Source organism: Streptomyces sp. NBC_01232 (genome assembly GCF_035989885.1).
In the GTDB taxonomy this organism is placed as follows: domain Bacteria; phylum Actinomycetota; class Actinomycetes; order Streptomycetales; family Streptomycetaceae; genus Streptomyces.
In genome coordinates, this window is record NZ_CP108518.1 from 6,368,448 (window position 1) to 6,393,160 (window position 24,713).

At 74.2% G+C, this 24,713-nt stretch carries 18 protein-coding genes; 12 read left to right on the forward strand and 6 right to left on the reverse strand.

The features are described 5' to 3' along the window. Positions 1 to 62 precede the first annotated feature (62 nt). Both OG444_RS29440 and OG444_RS29445 read left to right on the forward strand, forming a co-directional pair. Positions 63 to 908, forward strand: a complete 846-nt coding sequence (locus OG444_RS29440) for a LysR family transcriptional regulator (protein ID WP_327265019.1) — start codon at positions 63 to 65, stop codon at positions 906 to 908. Then, positions 905 to 2,029: an aminopeptidase P family protein gene (locus OG444_RS29445; RefSeq protein WP_327265020.1), complete on the forward strand. Its 1,125-nt coding sequence runs from the start codon at positions 905 to 907 to the stop codon at positions 2,027 to 2,029. Before OG444_RS29440 ends, OG444_RS29445 begins: the two co-directional genes overlap by 4 nt. A 3-nt stretch (positions 2,030 to 2,032) precedes the next feature. Here the strand turns inward: OG444_RS29445 and treZ are convergent, their stop codons facing one another. Then, complete coding sequence (treZ, locus tag OG444_RS29450) at positions 2,033 to 3,778, reverse strand: malto-oligosyltrehalose trehalohydrolase (RefSeq protein WP_327265021.1); 1,746 nt, start codon at positions 3,776 to 3,778, stop codon at positions 2,033 to 2,035. A 110-nt stretch (positions 3,779 to 3,888) separates the two neighbouring features. Here treZ and OG444_RS29455 point away from each other — a divergent pair, with 110 nt between their 5' ends. After that, positions 3,889 to 4,452: a DUF1707 and FHA domain-containing protein gene (locus tag OG444_RS29455; RefSeq protein ID WP_327265022.1), complete on the forward strand. Its 564-nt coding sequence runs from the start codon at positions 3,889 to 3,891 to the stop codon at positions 4,450 to 4,452. Between the two features lie 76 nt (positions 4,453 to 4,528). Next, positions 4,529 to 5,101, forward strand: a complete 573-nt coding sequence (locus tag OG444_RS29460; RefSeq protein ID WP_327265023.1) for a GNAT family N-acetyltransferase — start codon at positions 4,529 to 4,531, stop codon at positions 5,099 to 5,101. Here the strand turns inward: OG444_RS29460 and OG444_RS29465 are convergent. Next, a complete protein-coding gene (locus tag OG444_RS29465) occupies positions 5,065 to 6,342 on the reverse strand; it encodes a M14 family zinc carboxypeptidase (protein ID WP_327265024.1) in 1,278 nt (425 codons plus the stop codon). The two genes, OG444_RS29460 and OG444_RS29465, sit on opposite strands and share 37 nt — an antisense overlap. 179 nt (positions 6,343 to 6,521) lie before the next feature. Further along, complete coding sequence (gene lpdA, locus OG444_RS29470) at positions 6,522 to 7,934, reverse strand: dihydrolipoyl dehydrogenase (protein ID WP_327265025.1); 1,413 nt, start codon at positions 7,932 to 7,934, stop codon at positions 6,522 to 6,524. Positions 7,935 to 8,017: 83 nt separating this feature from the next. Here lpdA and OG444_RS29475 point away from each other — a divergent pair, with 83 nt between their 5' ends. Continuing rightward, positions 8,018 to 8,974, forward strand: a complete 957-nt coding sequence (locus OG444_RS29475) for a LysR family transcriptional regulator (protein WP_327265026.1) — start codon at positions 8,018 to 8,020, stop codon at positions 8,972 to 8,974. Here the strand turns inward: OG444_RS29475 and treY are convergent. Continuing rightward, the gene (treY, locus tag OG444_RS29480) at positions 8,903 to 11,167 is read right to left on the reverse strand and encodes a malto-oligosyltrehalose synthase (protein ID WP_327265027.1); all 2,265 of its coding nucleotides are present in this window, start codon (positions 11,165 to 11,167) and stop codon (positions 8,903 to 8,905) included. The two genes, OG444_RS29475 and treY, sit on opposite strands and share 72 nt — an antisense overlap. A gap of 82 nt (positions 11,168 to 11,249) precedes the next feature. Here treY and OG444_RS29485 point away from each other — a divergent pair, with 82 nt between their 5' ends. Then, positions 11,250 to 12,566 carry an MFS transporter gene (locus OG444_RS29485; RefSeq protein ID WP_327265028.1) on the forward strand — a complete coding sequence of 439 codons (1,317 nt, stop codon included), beginning with the start codon at positions 11,250 to 11,252 and terminating at the stop codon, positions 12,564 to 12,566. On the opposite strand, the gene glgX is transcribed toward OG444_RS29485, so the two are convergent. Next, a complete protein-coding gene (gene glgX, locus OG444_RS29490) occupies positions 12,551 to 14,665 on the reverse strand; it encodes a glycogen debranching protein GlgX (RefSeq protein ID WP_327265029.1) in 2,115 nt (704 codons plus the stop codon). The genes OG444_RS29485 and glgX overlap by 16 nt on opposite strands. A 287-nt stretch (positions 14,666 to 14,952) precedes the next feature. Here glgX and OG444_RS29495 point away from each other — a divergent pair, with 287 nt between their 5' ends. From OG444_RS29495 to OG444_RS29515, 5 genes are all read left to right on the forward strand, one after another. Beyond that, positions 14,953 to 16,230 carry an SAV2148 family HEPN domain-containing protein gene (locus OG444_RS29495; RefSeq protein WP_327265030.1) on the forward strand — a complete coding sequence of 426 codons (1,278 nt, stop codon included), beginning with the start codon at positions 14,953 to 14,955 and terminating at the stop codon, positions 16,228 to 16,230. A 122-nt stretch (positions 16,231 to 16,352) separates the two neighbouring features. Further along, positions 16,353 to 17,072, forward strand: coding sequence for a 3'-5' exonuclease (locus OG444_RS29500; RefSeq protein ID WP_327266971.1), 720 nt, complete (start codon positions 16,353 to 16,355; stop codon positions 17,070 to 17,072). Positions 17,073 to 17,158: 86 nt separating this feature from the next. Continuing rightward, positions 17,159 to 20,014, forward strand: coding sequence for a hypothetical protein (locus tag OG444_RS29505; RefSeq protein ID WP_327265031.1), 2,856 nt, complete (start codon positions 17,159 to 17,161; stop codon positions 20,012 to 20,014). 116 nt (positions 20,015 to 20,130) lie between these two features. Beyond that, positions 20,131 to 20,838, forward strand: coding sequence for a helix-turn-helix transcriptional regulator (locus tag OG444_RS29510; RefSeq protein ID WP_327265032.1), 708 nt, complete (start codon positions 20,131 to 20,133; stop codon positions 20,836 to 20,838). Positions 20,839 to 20,927: 89 nt separating this feature from the next. Next, on the forward strand, positions 20,928 to 21,368 hold the full coding sequence (locus OG444_RS29515) for a nuclear transport factor 2 family protein (protein WP_327265033.1): 441 nt from the start codon (positions 20,928 to 20,930) through the stop codon (positions 21,366 to 21,368). Between the two features lie 111 nt (positions 21,369 to 21,479). Here the strand turns inward: OG444_RS29515 and OG444_RS29520 are convergent, their stop codons facing one another. After that, a complete protein-coding gene (locus OG444_RS29520) occupies positions 21,480 to 22,343 on the reverse strand; it encodes a phosphotransferase enzyme family protein (RefSeq protein ID WP_327265034.1) in 864 nt (287 codons plus the stop codon). Between the two features lie 129 nt (positions 22,344 to 22,472). Between OG444_RS29520 and OG444_RS29525 the strand changes: the two genes are divergently transcribed. Continuing rightward, complete coding sequence (locus OG444_RS29525) at positions 22,473 to 24,674, forward strand: FUSC family protein (protein ID WP_327265035.1); 2,202 nt, start codon at positions 22,473 to 22,475, stop codon at positions 24,672 to 24,674. The last annotated feature ends 39 nt before the right edge of the window (positions 24,675 to 24,713 follow it).

Consider the following 24,713-nt stretch of genomic DNA (forward strand, 5'->3'; position numbering starts at 1 on the left):
CTTCAGCGCCAACGATGATTCGTGCACCTTCGATCAGTGATCCTGATGGGATCCTGCCGGTCATGGATCCACACCTGCTCCGCACCTTCGTCGCCGTGGCCCGGCTCTCCTCCTTCTCCGCTGCCGCCCGCGAGCTGGGCTACACCCAGTCCGCCGTCTCCCAGCACATCGCCGCGCTGGAAGGGGACCTGCGGGCGGAGCTGCTCACCCGCCGCCCCGTCGCCCCGACCCCGGCCGGGGTGCGGCTGCTGGAGCACGCCGGGCCGCTGCTGCTGCGGCTCGACGCCGCGCGGGCCGACGTGCTGCGGCTGGCCGCCGCCCCGCCCGGGCGCGTCACGCTCGCCGCCTCCCCGCTCGCCCTCGGCCCCCGGCTGCTCGCGGCGCTGCCCGCCACCGGAGTCACCCTGCGCGTGATGCCCCCGGCCGAGGTGCCGGCCGCCGTCGCCACCGGCGGCTGCGACCTCGGCCTGGTCGACGGCCTCGCCGCGCCGAACGATCCGCTGCGGCTGCCCGACGTGGCCCCGCTCACCGTGACGGCCGTCGCGCAGGAGGAGCCGGTCGTGCTGCTGCCCGCCGGGCACCCGCTCGCCGGGCGGGCCGCCGTCCGGCTGGACGACCTCGCCGACGCGCGCTGGATCGACGCCCCCGGCCTGGGACTGCCGCTCACCGCCGCCCGCGCCTCCGTCCGCTACGAGGGCACCGACCTGCTCGGCCTCTGCGCCCTCGCCGCCGCCGGACACGGACTGGTCCTGCTGCCGGGCCGCGTGGCGCGGGCCGCCGGCACGGGGGTCGCCGTACCGCTGTCCGCCCCACGCCTGGTGCACCGTACGGAGCTCCTGTCACCGGGCAGCCCGACCGGCGCGGCCGCTGCCCTCGCGGCGCGGCTCGCGGCAGGATCACCCGTATGACAAGTGAACCCGCACCCTTCACTGCCGACGACTACGCGGCCCGGATGGCCGCCGCCGCCCGGACCGCCGCCGAGGCGGGACTGGCCGGTCTGCTGATCGCCCCCGGACCCGACCTCACGCACCTCACCGGATACCGGCCCACCGCCGAGACCGAGCGGCTGACCCTGCTCGTGCTGGCCGCCGGGCAGGACCCCGTGCTCATCGTGCCCGCGCTGGAGGCACCCGACGCGGAGCAGGCCCCGGGCGCCGCCGCGCTGACCCTGCAGGACTGGGCCGACGGCAGGAACCCGTACGCCGTGACCGCCCCGCTGCTGGACTTCCGCGGGCGCTTCGGGGTGAGCGACAACACCTGGGCCCTGCACCTCCTCGGCCTCCAGCGGGAGTTGCCGAACACCTCCTACGCACCGCTCACCGACTGCCTGCCCATGCTCCGCGCGGTCAAGGACGAACGGGAGCTGGACCGCCTCGCCGCGGCGGGGGCCGCCGCCGACGCCGCGTACGCGCAGGTCCTCCACCTGCCCTTCGCGAACCGCCGGGAGACGGACGTCGCCGACGACCTGGCCGCCCTGCTGCGCGCGCACGGCCACTCCCAGGTCGACTTCACGGTCGTCGGCTCCGGTCCCAACGGGGCCAACCCGCACCACGAGGCCGGCGACCGCGTCATCCGCCACGGAGACATGGTGGTCCTCGACTTCGGCGGCCTGCGCTTCGGCTACGGCTCCGACATCTCCCGCACCGTGCACGTCGGCGAGCCCACCGCCGAGGAGCAGCGGGTCCACGACATCGTCCGCGAGGCCCAGCAGGCCGGTGTGGCCGCGGTCCGGCCCGGGGTCTCCTGCCAGGAGGTGGACCGGGCGGCCCGCGCCGTGATCACCGAATTCGGTTACGGGGAGCGCTTCATCCACCGCACCGGCCACGGCATCGGCGTCACCACCCACGAGCCCCCGTACATGGTCGAGGGCGAGGAGCAGCCGATGGTCCCCGGCATGTGCTTCTCCGTGGAGCCGGGCGTCTACCTCCCGGGCCGGTTCGGCGTCCGCATCGAAGACATCGTGACCGTCACCGGGGACGGCGGGCGCCGCCTCAACAACGCCCCGCGCGAGCTGGCCGTCGTGGAGTGAGGCTCACAGGGCGAGGACGACCGCCGATTCGCCCGGTACGTGGATCCGCCCGTCGGGACCCGGGTGTTCCAGCGGCTCCCAGGCGGCCAGCACCCGCACCCCGTTGCGGCCCAGCGCGATCGTCACCGGGTCCGGCGAGAGGTTCACGGCCACCCGTACGTCACCGCGCCGGAAGGTGAGCCAGCGACGCTCCTCGTCGTGGGCGACCCGGACCGCGGCCAGGTCCGGGTCGCGCAGGTCGTGATGGGTGCGGCGGAGCGAGATCAGGGTGCGGTACCAGTCCAGCAGGCGGGCGTGGACGCCCTGTTCGGGCTCCGCCCATTCCAGGCGGGAGCGGTCCCGGGTGGCCGGGTCCTGCGGGTCCGGGATCTCGTCGGCCTTCCAGCCGTGCGCCGCGAACTCCCGGCGCCGGCCGGACCGTACCGCCTCGGCGAGGCCCGGGTCGGGGTGGTCGGTGAAGTACTGCCAGGGCGTTGCGGCCCCCCACTCCTCGCCCATGAACAGCATCGGCACGAACGGCCCGGTCAGGGCCACGGCGGCGGCGCACGCCAGCAGCCCGGGGGAGAGCGAGGCGGAGAGCCGGTCGCCGAACGCCCGGTTCCCGATCTGGTCGTGGGTCTGGGTGTAGCCGAGGAAGCGGTGGGCCGGGGTCCGGCGGTGGTCCACCGGACGGCCGTGGGTGCGGCCCCGGAAGGCGGAGAAGGTCCCGTCGTGGAAGAACACCCGCGTCATGGTCTTGGCGAGGGCTGCCAGCGGCGCCACGGCGAAGTCGGCGTAGTACGCCTGGGACTCGCCGGTCAGCGCGCAGTGCAGGGCGTGGTGGAAGTCGTCGTTCCACTGGGCGTGCAGGCCCAGGCCCCCGGCCGGGCGCGGGGTGGTGGTGCGCGGATCGCACCGGTCGGACTCGGCGATCAGGAACAGCGGGCGGCCGGTGTCCGCCGCGAGTTCGTCGACGGCCGCGCTCAGTTCCTCCAGGAAGGTCAGCGCCCGGTCGTCGGCCAGCGCGTGCACCGCGTCCAGCCGCAGCCCGTCGATCCCGTAGTCGCGCAGCCAGGCCAGCGCGCTGCCGAGGAGGTAGGCGCGCACCTCGTCGGAGCCGGGCGCGTCCAGGTTCACCGCGGAGCCCCACGGGGTGTGGTGGGTGTCGGTGAAGTACGGGCCGTAGGCGGGCAGGTGGTTGCCGGACGGGCCGAGGTGGTTGTGGACCACGTCCAGCACCACGCCCAGCCCCGCCTCGTGCGCGGCGGCCGTGAAGCGGGCCAGGCCGGCCGGGCCGCCGTACGGCTCGTGCACCGACCAGGGCGCGACCCCGTCGTACCCCCAGCCGTGCCGGCCGGAGAAGGAACAGACCGGCATCAGCTCCACGTGCGTGACGCCCAGGGAGGTGAGGTGCCCGAGCCGGGCGGCGGCCGCGTCGAAGGTGCCCTCGGGGGTGAAGGTGCCGATGTGCAGCTCGTACAGGACCGCGTCCTGCAGCCGGGTGTAAGGCGGTTGCGCCGGGCGCGGGGCGAGGGCCTCCAGGTCGACGACCGCCGACAGCCCGTCGGGCCCGTCGGGCAGCCGCCGTCCGCGCGGATCGGGCCGGGGGGCCGCTCCGTCGAGCAGGAATCCGTAGCGGCTCCCGTCCGCCGCCGGGGCCCGGACGGTCCACCAGCCGTCCCGGTCCGGATCGCGCGCCATGTCGTACGCCGCTCCGTCGACCTGCACCGCGACGTGACCTGCCGGCGGTGCCCACACCTCGAACTGCACGGACGGTCCCCTCGTCGGCGGCGGTGTCCAGCATGCTTATCCTGCCCATCATCGCGGGCCCGGCGCGGGTGTTCTGGACACTCCGCCCCCGACGGGCCGACAATCACCCTGTGACGTCCAGTTTCGAGATTCCCGCCTTCCCCGCGCCGCGGCTGTCCGACGCCGAGCGCGACCGGGCGCTGGGCCAGCTCAGAGAGGGAGCCGCCCTCGGCAAGCTCTCCCACGACACCTTCCTGCGCCGGATGGAACTGGCCCTCGTCGCACGGCGCTCCGAGGACCTCGCCGTGCTCACGGCCGACCTCCAGAGCAGGGAGGCCGCCGAAAGCCCCTGGACGCGTCGGCTGTTCGGCTGGGTCGGCCGGGTCTCGGCCGTGTCCGTCGGGGTCCGGCGCGCCTGGACCGCCGAACGGCTGCCCAAGCTGCTGCTGCCGCACCCGAGTGCGGCGGCCCTGCGGATCGGCCGCGACCCCGGCAACGGACTGCGGCTCAGCCACGAGACCGTCTCCCGGACCCATGCCGAACTGAGCCTGCGCGACGGGACGTGGGTGCTCAAGGACCTCGGCTCCACCAACGGGACCACGGTCAACGGGCGCCGGGTGACCGGCTCCGCCGTGGTCCGCGACGGGGACCAGGTCAGCTTCGGGAACATGACCTTCCGCCTCTCGGCGAGCTGAGGCCGTCCGCCGGGGTCGCCGGGCCGAGGACGCCCCGCCGGTCCGCCGTGCGGTACGACCGCGCAGGATGGCCGTCATGGAACACATGCCCGTCATCCGCCGCGCACGCGTCGGGGACCTGCCCCGCCTGGCCGAACTCGTCCACGAGCACGTCGCGTACGAGAAATCGGCGCCGCGCCCGGCCGGCCTCGCAGGACGGCTCGGCCCGCAGCTGTTCGCCGAGGACGCCCGGCTGTGGGTGCTGCTCGCCGAGACCGCGGACGGCACGGTCGCCGGATATGCGGCCTGCTCCGCCGAGTTCGCCTTCTGGGACGCCCGGCACTACCTGCACATGGACTGCCTCTACCTGGCGCAGGAGGCCCGCGGCCACGGCCTGGGCGCCGCCCTGATGGACGGCGTGACGGGTCTGGCCCGCGAGCTCGGCCTCGACCAGGTCCAGTGGCAGACCCCCGACTGGAACGAGGGCGCGATCCGCTTCTACGACCGGCTCGGGGCCACCGGGTTCCCGAAGCGCCGGTACGCCCTGACCGTGGAGCCCGCCCCCGCTCCCGGCCCTGCCTCCGCTCCTGCTCCCGACTCCGACTCGGACCCCGGCCCCGGCAACGGCCCCGCTCAGGGCGACCGGTCGGCCGCGACGAGGCGGTCGTAGGCGGCCAGGACGGTCCGGGACTGGTGCTCCACCTGCGTGGCCACCGGGATCCAGCGGGCCCCGAAGCGGGCCGCGAAGTCCTCGCACCACCCGGTGACCAGCCGGTCCAGCCCGGGCGCCGCCGGATGACCGTGGGTGCGCAGCACCCGCAGCAGCATCGCGGCGGCGCGCAGCGAGAGCCGGCGACCGAAGGCGTCGATGCTGGCGATGTACGCCGCCGTGGCCTCCGCCGGAGCCGCGTTGGTCCACTCGGCGGCGACCCGCGGGATCAGCGCGAGCGTCCAGTCCACCGCGCGCAGCAGGGGCGCCGCGGCCGGATCCCCGTACGGCAGCGGATCCGCCCGCGTTCCCCCGCCGCCCCGGACCGCGGCGACGAGCGCGGCGTCCGAGGTGAGCCGCTCGGCCAGCATCCGCAGGGCGCGGCGCGGGTCCGGGTGCGGGGTGGGATCGTCCACCAGGTCGGAGGCCCACATCGGGACTTCGACGATCGCGGTCGTGCCGGCGTAGCGGTGGGCGTGGTACCAGGTGCTCAGCCGGGTGTCCTCCGGGTGGAAGGCCCCGGCGGCCTCGCCGCCCGGCTGCGGTATGACGAAGATCCCGGGCCCGGGGGAGGGCCAGCCGGCCGCGTCCGAAGCTCCGTTCTCCACCGGGATGCGCAGTTCGGCGGCCGATTTCGCGAACGGCTCGGCGAGGCCGGGTATGTCCCGGGTGAGCTGGACCCAGGTGCCGCCGAGGTCGGTGGCGTGCAGGGACACCTGGAGGACGGGCCGCAGCTCGTCGATGAGCGCGGTGAGGGCCAGGGTCTCGGGCGGCAGCCGGTCCGGGGGCAGTAAGGACGGCGCCCACTCGGGCTGTTCGGGACCGGGCGGCCGGAAGAAGTTCCGGTGGTAGTCCAGGAGCGAGTACGGGCGGGGCGTGCGGTGCAGGTCCGCGCCGTCCGGGTCGGCGCAGAGCAGGAAGTGCCAGCCGCAGCCGGCCCGTGGTGCCGGCTCGCGCAGCAGGCGCCGGGCGAGCGCGAGGACGGTGGCGCCGCCGACGGGTTCGTTGGCGTGCGCCCCGGCGACGACGAGGACGTCGCGGCCCGCCCGGCGCGGGGCGCCGCCCGTCGCGGCGACGGACAGGACCCACAGGGGCTGCCCGGCCCGGGAGGTGCCGGCCTGGCGGAGCCGGACCGTGCCGGGGTGTTCGTCCGCCAGAGCGCGGGCGGCGAGCCCGAGTTCCTGCGGTGTGGGGTAGCACATGTCACGGAGGAGAGTCACAAGGGATGCCATGCCCGCGGGGCCCGCCGCCTACTGCTCCGCGGGCCCCGCAAGTTTCCTCGAATCCCCGGGAAACCCCTGGCCAAGGCCTGCGGCAACGGCGGTGGCAACAGCTGCGGCCACGGCTGCGGGGTGTCGGCGGGGACCCGGTCCGGATCGGGCTACTGCTGGTGCAGGCCGCGGCCCGCAAGGCTCAGGAAGGCCTCTCCGACCGCCTCCGAGAGCGTCGGGTGGGCGTGGATGTGCCGCGCCACGTCGCCCGGCTCCGCGTCCCAGCCCACGATCAGCTGGCTCTCCGCGATCATCTCGGACACGTGTGGCCCGACCAGGTGCACGCCGAGCACCCGTCCGCCCCGTTCCGCGACCACCTTCACGGTGCCCCCCTGCCCGTGCACCATGCCCTTGGCCACGGCGGTCAGCGGCATCGTGTTCACCACCACGTCGTACGCCGCCTCGCGCGCCTGCGCCTCCGTCAGCCCGACGGCCGCGGTCTGCGGGGCCGAGTAGGTCACCCGCGGCACGGCCGCGTAGTCCACCGGCGCGCTCGCCACCCCGGCCAGCGTCTCGGCCACCAGCAGCCCCTCCGCGAAGGAGGCGTGCGCCAGCCCGGGTGAGGGCGGCGGCAGCAGGTCACCCACGACATGGATCCCCGGGACGGCGGTCTCCAGCCGGGACCAGTCGGCCGGGGCCACGAACCCCCTTCCGTCGGTGGCCAGTCCGGCCGCCGCGAGGTCCAGCCCGTCGGTGACGGGCACCCGCCCGACCGCCACCAGCAGCCGCTCCGCCCGGATCTCGCGCAGCTCCCCGCGCGCGGTGCGCACGGTGGCCCGGACGCCACCGGAGGCGAGCCGCTCCGCCCCCTCCAGCCGGGCCCCGGTCTGCACGTCGATCCCGCGCTTCTTCAGGCCCCGCGCCAGATGCCGGGACACGTCCGCGTCCTCCAGCGGGACCAGCCGGTCCGCGGCCTCGACCAGGGTCACCCCGGCGCCCATGGAACGGTGGAAGGACGCGTACTCCACCCCGATCGCCCCGCCGCCCAGCACCAGCACCGAAGCCGGCAGCCCGGGCGCGAACAGCGCGTCGTCACTGGTCACCACCGCGTGGCCGTCGGGCTCCAGTCCCGGCAGGGTGCGCGGCCGGGACCCGGTGGCCAGCACGATCCCCCGGACTGCGGTGAACTCCCGGCCGTCCTCGGTCCGGACGGAACGCAGGCCGGTCAACCGGGCCCCGCTGCGCACCACCCGCACCCCCGCGTGCTCCAAGTGCCCCTCCACACCCCGGTGGTTGCGGGAGACGATCTCGTCCCGGGTGGCGGTCAGGGCCGTCCAGTCGACCGAGTCCACGCTCACCCGGACCCCCCAGCGCTCGCGCGCCTCGGCGATACCGTCGACGAGTTCTGCCGCGTGCAGCATGGCCTTGCTGGGGATGCAGCCCCGGTGCAGGCAGGTCCCGCCGACCTTGTCGCGTTCCGCGAGCAGGACGCTCAAGCCCAGGGCCGAGGCGCGCAGGGCGGTGCTGTAGCCGCCCGTGCCGCCGCCGATCACGATCACATCCACGGTGCTGTCGTTGGTCATGTGCCCAGCCTCTAGGGCCCGTTGGACCGAGTCCAAGGAAATGATCCTCTGGGATCCATGCAGGATCTTTATGCTCGGAGGTCATGAGCCTGCGCCAGATGGAGTACTTCCTCGCCGTCGTGGAGGAGTCCTCCTTCACCCGCGCCGCGGACAGCCTGCACGTCACCCAGCCCGCCCTGTCCCACCAGGTCAAGGCCCTGGAGCGGTCCGTGGGCGGCGCGCTGCTGGAGCGCATGCCGCGCGGGGTCCGGCTCACCGCCATGGGCCGTGCCTTCCTCCCGCACGCGCAGCTCGCCGTCCGCAGTGCCCACCAGGCCGAGCGGGCCGCCCGCGCCGCGGCGGGGGTGGCCGGCGGGGAGCTGCACATCGCCACCGTGCACGCCCTGGCCGTCGGCCTGCTGCCCGGCGTCGCCGCCCGCTGGCGGTCCCTGCACCCGGGGGTCTCCCTGGTGATCCGGGAGTACGGCTCCACCGAGGCGCTGGAGGAACAGCTGGAACGGGGTGTCGCGGACCTCGCGGTGGGTCCCGAGCCCGCGGGGTGGCAGGGCCCCCTGCTCCCGGCCGGCCGCGAGGAACTGGTCATCGTCGTCCCCTTCGACGATCCGCTGGCCGGCCGCAAGGCCGTCCGCCTCGCCGAGCTCGCCCATCACGACTGGATCCGCTGCGCGATGGAACCGCTGGTCGACGGGGTCCTCGTACTCGACCGGGCGTGCGGGGCGCTCGGCTTCACCCCGCACACGGTGCTGCGTACGGAGCACACCTCGACGGCCGTACGGATGGCGGCCGCCGGGGTGGGCATCGTCATGGCCCCGGCCCACATGGTCCGCGGCGCCGTCGGCGAGGACTGCGTACTGCTCCCCCTCGACCCACCGTGGCACCGGCCCCTCGCCGTCTTCTCCAGGGTCCCGCTGACCGGGGCCGCGGCCGCCTTCGGGGAGCTGATCGGCGCCGGCCGCGGCCCCGCCGGATCACCCGCGCAGCCAGATCCCCACCGGCCGGCCCGCCAGCAGGCCGTCGACCTCGGGCGAACCGCTGTGTGAGGGCGTGGAGTCGGGGGAGCCGGGGACGAGGGCGGTCCAGGTGCCGGGCGGCAGGTGCAGGCGGGTGTCGCGCCAGCCGCCGGAGGCCGCCAGCCGGTGGGACAGCCGGGTGGCCGCCACCAGCAGCCCGGGGCCCCGGGTGAAGGCCACCAGGTGGTCGGCGGCCGGGCCCCGGGCCAGGACGGGCGCGTAGCCCCGGAAGAGCTCGGGCCGCTCCCGCCGGAGCCGCAGCAGGGTGGCCGTCAGGCTCAGCTTCTCCTCGGCCGGGTCCTGCGGGGCGGCGCCGGCGTCCAGCCGGTTCAGCGCCCCGGTGGGGAAGTGGGCCGGACGCCGGTTGTCGGGGTCCACCAGGGCCCGGTACTCCGTCTCCGCGCCCTGGTAGACCTCCGGGACCCCCGGCATCGCCAGGTGCAGCAGGGTCATGCCGAGCAGATTCGCCCGGGCGGCCCCGGCCAGCTCCGCCGGGAGGTCGACGGGGCCCTGGACGTACGAGGCCACGCCCGCCTCGTACGCCTCGTCCGGCTCGGTCCAGCTGGTGCGCAGGGCCGCCTCGCGGACCGCCTTGAGCAGGGCGCCGGTCAGCCGGGGCCCGGCCTTGGGGACGTTGCCGAGGCCCACCGCGGTCTGGTGGGCCACCCAGGCCAGTTGGGGGTCGGGCCCGGCCGGGCTGCCCATCAGCTCCGGCGCCTGGGACAGCGCAGCGATCCGGGCCCGGACGTCCGCGCTGCGCTTGGTGTCGTGCGTGGACAGCACGGTCCCGGCCCCGGGCCACTCCTCGGCGAGGGCGGCGCAGTACGCGTGGAACTCCGCGGCCGACACCGCCGGCCGCCCCGGCTCCCCGCCGACCTCGGTGGCCGACAGCAGCGGCGCGTACCGGTAGAAGGCCCGGTCCTCCAGGGACTTGGCGCGCAGGGCCGCCGAGGTCTGGGCGAAGCGGGCGGCGAAGGCCGGATCCCGCAGCAGCAGCTCCCGTACGGCGGCCACCGCGCCCGCGCTGGCCGCCGCGGCCGCCTGTTCCAGGGCCCGCGGCGGCAGGCCGCTCTCGCCGGGGTACGGCCGGTAGACGGGGAAGACGATCAGCAACTCCCTTACGGCTGGCGCCAGTTCCGGCCCGGCCTGCCGTTCCAGTACCCCCAGCTCGGCGGCCAGGTCGCCGGTCAGCACCTCCCGTGCGGACGTCCGGGCCGCCTCCGGCCACTGCGGCAGCCCGGTGCTCTCCCCGTACCGGGCCGCCAGTTCCGCGGCTCCCTCCGGGTCGGTGAACACCCCGTCCACCCGGTGCAGGGCGTCGTAGCCGGTGGTCCCCGCCACCGGCCAGGCCGACGGCAGCCGCTCCTCGCGGGCCAGGATCTTCTCGACCACCACCCAGCAGTGCTCGCCGGCGGCGGCCCGCAGCCGCCGCAGGTACTCCTCCGGGTCCGCCAGACCGTCCACGTGGTCGATCCGCAGCCCCTCCGCGACCCCGTCCCGGACCAGTTCCAGCACCTTCGCATGGGTGGCGGTGAACACCTCGGGGTCCTCGACCCGGACCCCGATCAGATCCGAAATGGTGAAGAAGCGGCGGTAGTTGAGCGAGGTACGGGCCTCGCGCCACCAGGCCGGCCGGTACCACTGCGCGGCGAGCAGCTCGGGCAGGGCCAGCCCCGCGGTCCCCTCGCGCAGCGGGAACTCCTGCTCCCCGTAGCGCAGCACCTCGCCGTCGGCCTCCAGCTCGCAGGTCTCCACCGGACCGGCGAGCACGGGCAGCAGCACCTGCCCGCCGCCCGCCTCCCAGTCGATGTCGAACCAGCGTGCGTACGGCGAGGCGGGCCCGTCCCGCAGCACCTCCCACAGCGGCCGGTTCAGCCGCAGCGGGGTCGGCACCGCCATGTGGTTGGGCACGATGTCGAGGACCAGGCCGAGCCCGTGCGCCCGGGCGGCCCCGGCCAGCGCCCGCAGCCCCGGCTCGCCGCCGAGCTCGGCCCGCACGCGGGAGTGGTCGGTGACGTCGTAGCCGTGCGTCGAGCCGGGTGCAGCCTCCAGGACGGGGGAGAGGTGCAGGTGTGACACGCCGAGCGAGGCGATGTGCGGCACGACTGCTTCCGCCGCCGCGAAGGGGAACTCCGGGCACAGCTGGAGGCGGTAGGTCGACGTCGGAGTGACAGGTGTCGGAACGTCAGATTCCGATTCAGGGGTCGGGTGCGGCTGGCTCATGAGAACGTACGTACCCAGCCTGCCGGATTCCGTGCCATTACCCAATGCATCCGAGTGACTGCATCGGGTTAGCGTTGATCAAGTGGTTGGAACCGTCAACACCTATCGAAGAGTCATCGCCCTGACCGGGCCCCTACTTCCGCTCGTCTCTTTCCTCGCCCGACTGCCCGTCGCGATGTCCCAGTTCGGCAGCTTCCTGCTGGTCGCCCAGACCAGCGGCTCCCTCGCCACCGCGGGTATCGTCGGCGGCGCCCTCTCCGTCGGACAGGTCCTCTTCGGGCCCGTCCTCGGCTGGCTCTCCGACCGGCACGGGCAGCGCCGCGTCGTCCTGGCCGCGGCCGCCGTCAACGCCGTGGCCACCGCCGCCCTGGTCGCCGGGGCGCTCGCGCACCTGGCCACCGTCCCGCTCGCCGCGATCGGCGCGCTCACCGGCGCCTCCGTACCGCTGATCGGACCGCTCGCCCGCACCCGGTCCGTCGCCCTGGCCCACCGGGCCAAGGCCGACGAGAGCGTCGTAGGCGCGGTCCACGCCCTCGAAGGCACCCTGGACGAGGTCTCCTTCGTCTTCGGCCCCGCCCTGGTCGGACTCGCCGCGCTCCTCGCCCACCCGGCCTTCGCCCTCGCCGCCGCGGCCGGCCTCGTCGCCGTCTTCGGCACCGTCTACGCGCTGCACCCGACCGCCGCCGTCACCGGGGGGTACCCCCGGACGGAGTCCGGGGGAGGGTTCCCCGCGCGCGACCGGGGTGCGGGTAGCCGGGTCCGGCCGCCCGGCGTGGTCCACGCCGTACGCGGCTCCCTCTTTCTGCAGGGCGCGATGTTCGGCGCCTGCCAGGCGGGCATCACCGCGCTCACCATCCGGCTCGGCGTCCCGGACCAGGCCGCCGTCGTCTACTCGGCCATGGGTGTCGTCAGCGCGGTCGTCGGCATCTCGCTCGGCGCGCTGCCCGCCCGCTTCGGGCTGCGGCTGCGCTGGCGGGCGGCGACCGGAGCGGCCCTGGTGTTCTCGGCGCCGCTGCTGGTCACCGACGGCCTGTGGCCGCTGTACGTCGTCGTCACTGTGCTCGGCGCCGCCTACGCACCCCACCTGATCACCGCGTTCGCGCTCACCGAGCGGTCCGTGGAACCGGCCCGGCTCTCCGCCTCGATGGCCCTCGCCGCCAGCTGCCTGGTGGCCGGGCAGGCCACGGCCCTCGTCGCCTGCGGGCGCCTCGCCGAGGGGTACGGCCCCGCAGGGGCCTTCGCCGTGGCCGTCGGGGCGGCCGCCCTCTGCCTGCTCCTCGCCCTTGTCACCGAGGTGCCCGCCGCCCGGACGCACACCGCCAGGGTGAGCGTCGCGGGCCCGCGGGCCGGCTCCGCCCCGGCGACGGACGGGAGCGCCGCCGTCTACGCCGGGCGCTGAAGCACCACCAGACACCGCCCCGTCAGCGCCACCCGGTCCCCGGCCGCATACTGCGGCCCGGTGCCGGGTGGCAGTACGTCCGCCCGCGCCGTGTCCACCACCAGCCGCCACTGCGCGCCGAAGCCCGCCGGAACGGTGAAGTCCTGCGGTTCCGCGCCCGCGTTGAACATCAGCAGGAACGAGTCGTCGGTGATCCGCTCCCCGCGGGTGCCCGGCTCGGAGATCGCCTCCCCGTTCAGGAACACGGTCAGCGCCCTCGCGTGCTGCGCCTGCCAGTCCCGCGCCCGCATCTCCTCGCCGTGCGGGGTGAACCAGGCGATGTCGGAGAGCTCGTCGTGCGTGCCCTCCACCGGCCGCCCGTGGAAGAACCGGCGCCGCCGGAAGACCGGGTGGTCGCGGCGCAGCCACACCATCCGCCGGGTGAACTCCAGCAGGGACGGAGCCGGTTTACCGGGCTCCGGCCAGCTCACCCACGACAACTCGTTGTCCTGGCAGTACGCGTTGTTGTTGCCCTGCTGGGTGCGGCCGAACTCGTCGCCGTGGCTGAGCATCGGCACGCCCTGCGACAGCATCAGGGTGGCCGTGAAGTTGCGCATCTGGCGTTCGCGCAGCTCCAGGACCTCCGGATCCTCGGTGGGACCCTCCACACCGCAGTTCCAGGAGCGGTTGTGGGTCTCGCCGTCCCGATTGCCCTCCCGGTTCGCCTCGTTGTGCTTCTCGTCGTACGACACCAGGTCGTTCAGGGTGAAACCGTCGTGGCAGGTGGTGAAGTTGATCGACGCCAGCGGGCGCCGTCCGTCGTCCTGGTAGAGGTCGGAGGAGCCGGTCAGCCGCCCCGCGAACTCGGCCAGCGTGCGCGGCTGCCCGCGCCACAGGTCCCGTACGGTGTCCCGGTACTTGCCGTTCCACTCGGTCCACAGCGGCGGGAAGTTGCCCACCTGGTAGCCGCCCTCGCCCAGGTCCCAGGGCTCCGCGATCAGCTTCACCTGGCTCACCACGGGATCCTGCTGGACCAGGTCGAAGAACGAGGACAGCCGGTCCACCTCGTGGAACTGGCGGGCCAGCGTCGCCGCGAGATCGAAGCGGAAGCCGTCCACGTGCATCTCGGTCACCCAGTAGCGCAGCGAGTCCATGATCAGCTGGAGCACGTGCGGGGAGCGCATCAGCAGCGAGTTGCCGGTGCCGGTGGTGTCCATGTAGTGGCGCGGGTCGTCCGCCAGCCGGTAGTACGAGGCGTTGTCCAGCCCGCGGAAGGACAGTGTCGGCCCCAGGTGGTTCCCCTCGGCCGTGTGGTTGTAGACCACGTCGAGGATCACCTCGATGCCGGCCTCGTGCAGGGCCCGGACCGCCGACTTGAACTCCAGCACCTGCTGGCCGCGGTCGCCCGAGGCGTAGCCGTTGTGCGGGGCGAAGAATCCGATGGTGTTGTAACCCCAGTAGTTGCTCAGCCCGTCGTTGACCAGCCGGTGGTCGTTGACGAACTGGTGCACCGGCATCAGCTCCAGCGCCGTCACCCCGAGCTTGGTGAGGTGGCCGATGACCGCGGGATGCGCGAGCGCCCCGTAGGTGCCCCGCAGCTCCTCCGGGAGGTCCGGATGGTGCATGGTCAGGCCCTTGACGTGGGCCTCGTACAGCACGGTGTGGTGGTACTCGTGACGCGGCGGCCGGTCGTTGGCCCAGTCGAAGTACGGGTTCACCACCACCGAGCTCATGGTGTGCGGGGCGGAGTCCAGGTCGTTGCGCGAGTCGGGACGGCCGAAGTGGTAGCCGTACACCGCCTCGTTCCAGCTGACCCGGCCGCTGATGGCCCGCGCGTACGGGTCCAGGAGCAGCTTCGCCGCGTTGCAGCGGCGGCCGCGCTCGGGCTCGTACGGCCCGTGGACGCGGAAGCCGTACCGCTGCCCCGGCATCACCCCGGGCAGGTACGCGTGACGGACGAAGGCGTCCGTCTCCCGCAGTTCCACCGCGGACTCGGACCCGTCGTCATGGAGGAGGCACAGCTCGATGCGTCGGGCGGCCTCCGAATAGACCGCGAAGTTGGTGCCGGCGCCGTCGTACGTGGCACCCAGCGGATACGCCTGTCCCGGCCAGACCTGCATAGATAACGACTCTTCCCTCATTGCCCGAAGATGTCCCGGCTGACCCGGCGTGGACTCAAGTCCCTGCCAGATCTTCCCCGAAAGAGGGGCCCCAAGCGCGGACTTGCGAGGGGTCCTACCGGGTGACCCGCAGAGCCGATATGCGGGTCAGCGGACTGTGTGTGCATCGGATAATGGGTCAACGGACCTCCTTCGTAAGGGCCGTCGGGCTGCACCGGGCCGCGCGCGCGGAGTACCCTTCCGTGATCACTGGAGACGGGCGTCCAGACGCAGAAGGCGGTGCACGGGTGAGCTCGGGAGGTCTGGAGCTGCCCCCTGGTGACAGCAGTCACGAGGGTGGCCCGGCGGACGCCCCAGGTGGTGTCCCCGGCGGGACACCCGCGGGGATCCCGGCCGGGGCGGTCTCCCTGGCGGGCGGACCGGCGGCGGCCGGGAGCGCGGGGGCCGGCGTCGAGCTGGACTGGGGCACGGAGGCCTGGAGCGAGGTCCGTACCCGGGCGCAGCGGGCCGGCCGTGCGTACATCTGGCTGAACCTCATCGAGCAGCGGCTGCGCGCGGTGGTCGGGGCGGTGCTCCGGCCGATCTACGAGCCGGTGCACGGCACGGACGACTGGGTCGTCGCCGCCGCCGGACCCGCCGGGCAGGAATGGGTGCAGCGGGCCGTCGCCGTGCGCGAGGTCAGCCGGCGCAAGGGCTACCTGCTCGACTCGGCCGACGACAACGTGCTGAGCTTCCTCACCCTGCCCCAGCTGCGGGAGCTGATGGTCCAGCACTGGCCCTGCTTCGAGCCGTACTTCGACGACCGGCGCGAGATCGAGCTCGCCCTCGACGAGCTCGAGGTCACCCGCAACGTCGTGTCGCGCAACCGGGCCCTGTCCCGGCCCGTGCTGGAACAGGCGGAACGCGCCTCGGCGCGCCTGCTGGAGGTCCTGGGCGGGGTCTCCGGCAGCCCCTCGGCCGAGCGGCTGCCGATCGACGCCGTCGAGGACCTGGTGGGCGACCGGTACGCGGACGTCATCTCGGTCCACCCGGACCGGGTACGGCTGCAGCGCCAGCTCCCGGCCGAGGACCTCTTCGGGGGCGCCCGGCGGCTCGACGCCATCGGCATAGGGCTCAACCTGCTGGTCCAGAACTTCTCGGGCCGAAGACTCGTCCGGCTCACCGAGGCCGGCTGCCGGGTGCGGCTGCTGTTCCTGAACCCGGCGAGCAGCGCCGTGAAGCGGCGCGAGCGGGAACTGGGACTGCGCAAGGGCGAGCTGAGCCGCTCGGTGGAGATGAACATCCTGCACGTCCGCCGGGTCCGGGCGGGCCTGCGGGACCCCTCCCGCTTCGAGATCCACGTGTTCGACGAGACCCCGCGCTTCACCGCGTACCTGGTCGAGGGGCAGTCCTCGGGCATCGCGGTGGTCCAGTCGTACCTGCGGCGGGCGCGCGGCATGGAGTCGCCCGTCCTGGTGCTGCGGGGCGGCGGGCGCGGAGTGCCGAAGGACGCGGAGCACGGCCTGTTCACGACGTACCGGGAGGAATTCGAGTCCATGTGGGAGGACTCCCGGCCGGTGTCCTGACCGGCGGTACGAGCGCGTGACCCGCGGCCCCGGCGGCCCGGCTGTCAGTGCCCCGTGGCAGGCTGAAACCCGTTGACCGAAGGTGTACGGGGGAGGGGCACGGGGTGGAGGACTGGCACGGCATGGGGGACTGGCACGGCGGTGTGCTGATCGGATTCGACCTGGAGACGACCGGCACGGAGCCGGGGGAGTCGCGGATCGTGACGGCGGCCCTGGTCGAGGTGCGGGGCGGAGCGGTGCGCGAGCGGCGCGGCTGGCTCGCCGATCCGGGCATACCGATCCCGGAGGGGGCCTCGGCGATCCACGGGATCAGCACGGAGCGCGCGGTCGCCGAGGGGCGCCCGGTGCGGGAGGTCGCGGACGAGGTCGCGGAGGCCCTGGTCGGGCACTGGCGGGCCGGTGCGGTGGTGGTCGCGTACAACGCGGCCTTCGACCTGACGCTGCTGACGGCCGAACTGGCCCGGCACGGGCTGCCGTCACTGGCCGACCGGCTGGGCGGGGCGCAGACCGGGCCGGTGGTGGACCCGCTGACCATCGACCGGGCCGTGGACCGCTACCGGCGGGGCAAGCGGACCCTGGAGGCGGTCTGCGGGGTGTACGGGGTCACCCTCGACGACGCGCACGACGCGGGGGCGGACGCGCTGGCCGCGGTCCAGGTGGCCCGCGCGATAGCCGAGCGGCACCCGGAGGTCGCCGCGCTCACCCCGGCCGACCTGCACGCGCGGCAGAGCACCTGGCACGCGCGCTGGGCCCGGGACTTCCAGTCGTACCTGCGCCGCCAGGGCACCCCGGACGCGGTGATCGACGAGGCCTGGCCGCTGCGCGGACTGGTCCCGGCCTGAGCCGGCTCCTCCCGGACGAATAAGCAGGCGGGCCGACCCCTACGGATGTGCGACGATCTCTCGTCGCACATCACCCTGGGGGGTTCATGCCAAGCCCAACGGCATCCGCTAGACGTCCGTTTTCCACCGTAATAACCATCCTGCTGGCCGTCCTCGCCGCGCTTCTCCTCCCGGTGGGCGCAGCCCAGGCCGCACCGGCCGCCGAGGACTGCGTCGGCGTCACCGAAGGACGGTACACGGGCACCCTGACCACCGCCGGGCAGACGCACTGCCTGGAACTGCCGAGCCCGAAGGGCGCCCGGATCGCCGCCCTCACCTCGCTCGGCGGAGCGGGCCTGACCGTCGTGGTCGAGGTGGTCGACAGCAAGGGCGCCGTTCAGTGCACCGAAGGCGCCCTGGGCCTGGGCGACTGCGCCCTCACCGGAACGGCGCCGTTCCGTGCGCTCGTGCGCGCCGGGGACGACACCGAGACCGGGTCGTACGGCGTGCACTTCGTCCGTACGGACATCGTCCAGAACGGCTGCCAGGTCCTGCCCGCCGGCAGCTTCGCCGACGACAAGGGCGCCGTGCGCCTGGAGACCGGCAACGGCGTCTTCTCGCACTGCCTGACCATTCCGGCCGACGCGCACTCCACGTCCGAGCTGCTCCGCATCCGCTACGGCTTCCCCGACGACACGGACCTGTTCCCGAAGTTCGTGCTCAGCGTGATCGCCACCGATGGCAGCGGCCCCGACTGCTACAACCACCCCGCCCCGGGTCAGCAGCTCAGGACGGACGGCCTCACCAGCTGCTCCTTCGCGGCCGGCGCGGCGTACACGGTGCTCGTGCGGGGCCAGGACGCCGTTCGCACCCACACCCTGGACCGCCGGGACGTCACCGCCACGGCCCCGGGATGCGCCGCCTCCGCCGCGACGGCGGTCGGAGCCCCGGCCACGAGCGGCGCCTCCGGCCAGAACGGCACCCTGCGCTGCCACCGGATCACCACGTCCGCGGCCACGGACCGGCTGCGCCTCGACGTCCGGGACGCCCACGACAGCACGCACCTGCTGATCATGGACGGTAACGGCGGAATCGCCTGCCACCAGAAGAGCTGGGCGTGCATCGTCACCGGTTCCACCAGCTACCAGGTCGTGACCCAGGTACCGCAGGACTGGTCCCTGCCCGACTCCTACCGCCTCGACGCATGGCGGATCGCCACGGCCGCCGGTGCGGCGCCCGAGTGCACCCGTGCCGGATCCGTCGCGCACGGGTACGGCCCGCTGACCGGCACGCTCTCCGCGGAGCGCACCGCCGTCTGCGCGGTCCTGCCGAGCGTCTCGGGTGACCGGTTCAGGGCCACTGTCACGGCAACGGACGGTGGGGCGCGCACCCCGCGGCCCGCGTTCTACAGCAAGGCCGGAACCGACCTGTGCACGGGCAACTCGTCGCCGCACGATTGCTCCGCGGCCGGAGAGAGCCTCTTCGTCCTCCCCCTGCCGGACGGGGCGGACCGTACGGCCTACCGGGCCGAGCTCGTCTGCACGACGGCGCCCTGCGGCGCCGAGGAGGTGTCCGTCGGGACGGTCACGCCGAACACCGCGCAGAGCGGTTCGGTCGCGACCCTCACCGTGACGGGCACGGCCCTGGGCATGAGCTCCACCGTCCAGCTCACCGGCGGCCCGGCGCCGCTGACGGCCACGACCGTCTCGGTCTCCGACGACGGCCGGACGCTGAAGGCGACCGTGGATCTGCGCACGGCCCCGGCCGGTATCTGGAACATCCGCGTCACCGTGCTGAACAGCAGTTACTCGGGTGGCACCCTGACGGTGACCCCGCCCCCGTCCTCCGGCCTCGGTACGTACAAGCCGATCACGCCGACGCGGCTGATGGACACCCGTGAGGGTCTGGGTGTGCCGAAGGCGAAGGTGGGCGCGGCCGGGACGGTGACCCTGCAGGTCGCGGGCACGGCCGGGATCCCCGCCGGCGCGACCGCGGTGGTGCTGAACGTGACCGCCACCGAGGCGACCGCGGGCAGCTTCGTGTCGGTGTACCCGAACGGCACGACCCGCACCAGCGCGTCGAACCTCAACTTCACGGCGGGGCAGACGATTCCGAACCTGGTCGTCGTTCCCGTCGTGAACGGGAAGGTCAGCTTCTACAACCACGCGGGTTCGGTGCACCTGATCGCGGACGTCGCCGGTTTCTACACGACCGACGGTTCGGGTTCCACCTACAAGCCGATCACGCCGACCCGGCTGATGGACACCCGTGAGGGTCTGGGCGTGCCCAAGGCCCGGGTCGGTGAGGCGGGCACGGTGACCCTGCAGGTCGCGGGCACGGCGGGGATCCCGGCGACGGGTGTCACCGCGGTGGTTCTGAACGTCACGGCCACCGGGCCGACGGCGGGGAGTTTCGTCTCCGTCTACCCGAACGGCACGACCCGTACGAGTGCGTCGAACCTCAACTTCACGGCGGGGCAGACGATTCCGAACCTGGTCGTCGTCCCCGTGGTGAACGGGAAGGTCAGCTTCTACAACCACGCGGGTTCGGTGGACCTGATCGCGGACGTCGCCGGTTTCTACACGACCGACGGTTCGGGTTCCTCGTACAAGCCGATCACGCCGACGCGGCTGATGGACACCCGTGAAGGCCTGGGCGTGCCGAAGGCGAAGGTGGGCGAGGCCGGCACGGTGACCCTGCAGGTCACCGGAGCGGCGGGGATCCCGGCAGGGGTCACCGCAGTGGTGCTGAACGTCACCGCCACCGAGCCGACCGCCGGCAGCTTCGTGTCCGTCTACCCGAACGGCACGACCCGCACCAGCGCGTCGAACCTCAACTTCACCGCGGGGCAGACGATTCCGAACCTGGTCGTGGTCCCCGTCGTGAACGGGAAGGTCAGCTTCTACAACCACGCGGGATCGGTACACCTGATCGCCGACGTGGCCGGCTACTACACGTCGTAGAGCCGTGGGGTCCCGCCCTTCGCGGGGCGGGACCCCCCACGCCGAACCCGGTCCCTTCGACCCACCGGCCGGATCCACGTGCTCCGGCCCCGGGGCATCGGCTACGGTCCTTGGCTGTGAACCGTACCGAGCGTCTGTACGCCCTGGTGGAGGAGTTACGTGCGGTCTCGCCCCGGCCGCGCAGCGCCCGGTGGCTCGCCGAGCGCTTCGGCGTCAGCACCCGCACCGTCGAGCGCGACCTCAGCGCCCTGCAACAGTCCGGCGTGCCGCTCTACGCCGAACCGGGCCGCAGCGGCGGGTACGTGGTGGACAAGGACCACACCCTGCCGCCCCTGACCATCACCCCCGCCGAGGCGGCGGCCCTGGCCGTCGCCCTGCACACGCTGTCCGGGACGCCGTTCGACGAGGACGCCCGCTCGGCGCTGTACAAGGTGTTCGCCGTCATGCCGCAGCGCGAACGCCAGGCCGCGCGCGAACTCGCCGCGCGGGTACGGCTCGCCGTGCATCCCGTACGGCCCTCCGCGCTCCCGCACGCCCTGCGCGAGGCGCTCTCCGCCCGCCGGCTGCTGCATCTGCGCTACGCCGACGAGCAGGGAAAGGTCACCGACCGCACCGTCGAACCCCTGGGCCTCCTCGGCGGCGAGCACTGGCACCTCATCGGCTGGTGCCGGCTGCGCGCCGCCGTCCGGGGCTTCCGCCTCGACGGCATCCGCGAGGCGCGGGCCCTGGAGGAGACGGCGGAGCCGCGCCCGGTGGACCTGTCCGAACTGGGCGCCCTGGGACGGGATTTCGTCGCGCTCGACGAGCTCTACAGTTTCGCTTGAGCCGCCTCCCGGAGGGCTAAACACCGACAGGGGGCTGTCGCTCCGGGCCCGGAGTCTGGGTGACCACGAACCGACCCTGGAAGGCACCCATGTCTGTGACGACGACGACCCCGACCCCGGCCACCGACTCCGCCCTGCTGACCCGGGAAGCCGGCACCCGGCTGGTGGAGGGCTGGACGGCGCTCTGGAACGGAGACGTCGCCCTCGCCGAGCAGATCCTCGCCCCCGGCTTCCGGCTGCACTTCGCGGACGACTTCGACGGCACCGGCTCCGGCTACACCTTCGGCCAGGAGGAACTGACGGCGTTCATCTCGGCCAACAGCCACGCCCTCACCGGCCTGACCTTCGCCGCCGAAGCCGCACCGCTGGTCGACTCCGAGCGCGCCGAGATGGCCTGCCGGTGGAGCGAGAGCCACGCGGACGGTGACGGAGACGTCATCGTCAAGAGCGGCATCGACATGTTCGCCGTCACGGACGGCCGGATCTCCGCCGTGTGGTCACTCACCGGCAGCCGCCGCTTCGCCGCCTGACCGGCACGGTCCCGTGCCCGCACGGGACCGTGCCGGCCACGCGAGCGGCCGTGGGCGTGGTCGTGAGAGTGACCACGGTGACGGCAGGCGTGACCACGATGACGCCGCCTCCTAGAACGAACGCCACTGCATCTCCCGGTCGCCGTCCCTGAGGGAGGCCACGCGGCGGCGGAATTCGGCCAGGGCCCTCGGATTGGCCGGGGCGTGCTGGGCGACCCAGGCACAGCTGGCCGTCTCCCGGGCACCGCGCAGGACCGCGCAGCCCTCCCATTCGCGGACGTCCCACCCGTACGCCGCCACGAAGGCCTCGTACTCCCCGGCGGGCATGTCGTACCGGTCGCGGGAGAGCGCCATCACCACCAGGTCGTGCTCGCGCAGATCGGCCGACACGGTCTCCAGGTCGACCAGGGCCGGGCCGTCCGCGCCCACGTGGACGTTGCGGGGCAGCGCGTCGCCGTGGACCGGGCCCGGGGCGAGGCGCGGGGTCAGCGCGGCCACCTCACCGGCGTAGCCGTCCCGGCGGGCCCGCAGGTAGGCCGCGTCGGCGGGGTCGATGCAATCCCCCGCGAGCCGCAGCCAGCGCTCGACCCCGGCCAGCAGGTCCCGTGCGGGCAGCGCGAACGGCGGCGCGGGCAGTGCGTGCACCAGGCGCAGCAGCTCCGCCAGGTCCGCGGGCCCCGCGGGCCGCACCGCGTCCGGCAGCCGGTGCCAGAGGGTCAGGGGATGCCCGTCCACCAGCCGCGGCTTCGGCTCGGCCGCGCGGACCGCCGGGACGCCGGACGCGGCGAGCCAGCCGGACACCGCCAGTTCCCGCGCGGCCCGCTCCAGCAGCGCAGCCTCCCGGCCCACCTTCACCACCAGGTCTCCGACCGCGAAGACCGCGTTCTCGCCGAGCGCGAGGAGGACCGCCTCCCGGGGCGCGCCCCGGGCCAGGCCCGCCGCCGCCAGTACGTCCCTCGCCCGCGCCTCGTCCATGCCGCCGCTCTCGCCCTTCGCCGCCCGCCCGTGATCCGCCGGCGATCCGTCCGGCGATCCGGCCGCCGTGGATCAGCCGTCGTCAGCCAGTATGTGGTGGCTTCCGGCAGGTGGCCCGATCCTGGAGTCATGGGCGCCGGACATGACGCACGCACCGGCCGCGGCCCCTCGGTCGTGGCACGGCGCGCCCTGCGCACCACCCTCGCCGCGTGCGTCTCGTTCTTCGTGTGCCTGTACGCGCTGGACCGGCCCGTGGCGGCGACGTACGCGCTGTTCGGCGTGGTGTCCATGGCGGCCCTCTCGCACATCCCCGGCACCGGCCGCCAGCGGGTGGCCGTCCTCATCAGGACCACGCCCGTGGCCTGGGTGCTGGTGACGATCGGCACCTACCTCGCGGTCCGGACCTGGACCGCCGTGGCCGGCATGCTGCTGATCGGTTTCGCCCTGGCCTTCGTGGCGGTGGCCGGGCCGCGCGCGGCGGGCGCCGCCCCGGGTCTGCAACTGCTCTACATCCTGCCCTGCTTCCCGCCGTACGCCCCGGACACCCTCGGCGAACGGCTCGCGGGGGCGACCTTCGGCCTGCTGCTGCTCGTCCTCGCCGAGGCCTTCGTCCTGCCCGAGGAGCCGGGGCCCACGTACCGGAGGCTGGCCTCCGGGGCGGCCGGTACCGCCGCCCGTTGCGCCGCCGAGCTGGGCCGCGCCCCGTACACGCTGTCCGCGGCCTCGACCGAGGCGGCCCTGGCGTCCGGCGAGTCGCTGCGGCCCTTCCGGGTCGACGAGGCCGACCGTCCCGCCGGGCCGGGCCTGCGGGACCGCGCCCTCACCCACGCGGGCCTGGCCGCCCGTACGCTCCTCGGCCGCATGGTGAACCTTCCCCCGCCGCCCCGGCCCCCCGGCCCGCTGCCGATGGAACTGGAGTCCGAGGTGCTGACCGCGGTCGGCCGGGCCGTCGGCGAGAGCGCCGCCCTGCTGGACGGAACGGCCGACTCGACCGAAGCCGCCGGCGTCCTGCGGAAGGTACGGGAGGAGGCCGCGTCGGCCGCTGCGCGGGAGCCGCCGACCACCGCGGCGCGGGGCCGCCGCCGGGCGGCGCTGCTGGAGGTGGCGGACGCCGCCGTGGCCCTGGTGACGGCCGCCGAGCTGGCGGTACGGGGCCGCCGCGCGCAGGTGCCCTGCGATGTGGACGCCGGCCGCTTCTGGTACGCCGGCCGGCTCGCGCCGGGCCTGTGGTGGCACCGGGTGGCGGGACACGCCGGGCCCCGGTCCGTGCACTTCCAGAACGCGGTCCGGATCAGCCTCGCGCTCGCGGCCGCCCGCACGATCGCGGGCGTGGACTCCCTGCCGCACGGCTTCTGGGCGATGCTCGCCGTCCTCAGCCTGACCCGGACCACGGCCGCCCAGACCCGGGCGACCGTACGGGTGGCCATCACCGGCACCCTGCTCGGCGCCCTGGTCACCGGGATCCTGCTGGCCCTGATCGGGGGCCACACCGTCGTCTATGCCATCGCCCTGCCGTTCGTGATGCTCACGGCGTTCCGGGTGGGGCCGGTGCGGGGCGTGGGCTGGGCCCAGGGCATGTTCACGCTCGTGGTGGCCTTCGTCTTCGCGCAGCTGGCGCCCGTGACGTGGCAGCTGGCGGAGGTCAGGATCCTGGACGTGGTCATCGGCAGCCTGATCGGCGTCGTGTTCGGGGTGCTCGCCTGGCCGAGGGGGGCGGAGCGGGAGCTGCACCGGGCGGTGGCCCTGCTGCTGACCAGGGAGGCCGAGACGGTCGAGCGCACCACCGGCGCCGTGGTGGAGGGCGGACCGGGGCGCACTCCCGACGACGAGCCGCTCCTGCACGCGCTGACGATGGCGGAGACGGCCTTCGCGCAGCACCAGAGCGAGCCCCGGACGCACGAGGGCCCGAGGCCGGACTGGCAGGCGGCGATGATGACGGGCCACCACGTGCTGTGGGGGTCGCGGCGGCTGCTGGTGCGCGGCGGTCCTGCCGTGGGGCCGGAGAACGGGGCGCGGCTGGACGGCCGGGCGACCGGGCTGGCCACCCGGATGCGGCGGGAGGCGCAGCGGGCGGGGCGGGCCCCGGGCGACCCGGAGCCCGAAGGCGCACTGCCGCCTCTCGGCGCCGATGCCGACGGACCTCCCGGGCTTTCCTCCCCGCGGTTCTTCTCCGCGCTGGCCTGGCTCGACTCGCTTGCCGTCGACGTCGCGCGCGTGACGGCCTCGGGTCACCCGTTCGGTCCAGCCCGCCCGAAGAGTCCGTCCGCCCCGGGGAAACCGTCCGCCCCGGGGGAACCGGCCGCTCCGGGGGAACCGGCCGCTCCGGCCTGACCGGCCTGACCGGCGAGATCGGCGAGATCGGCACGACCG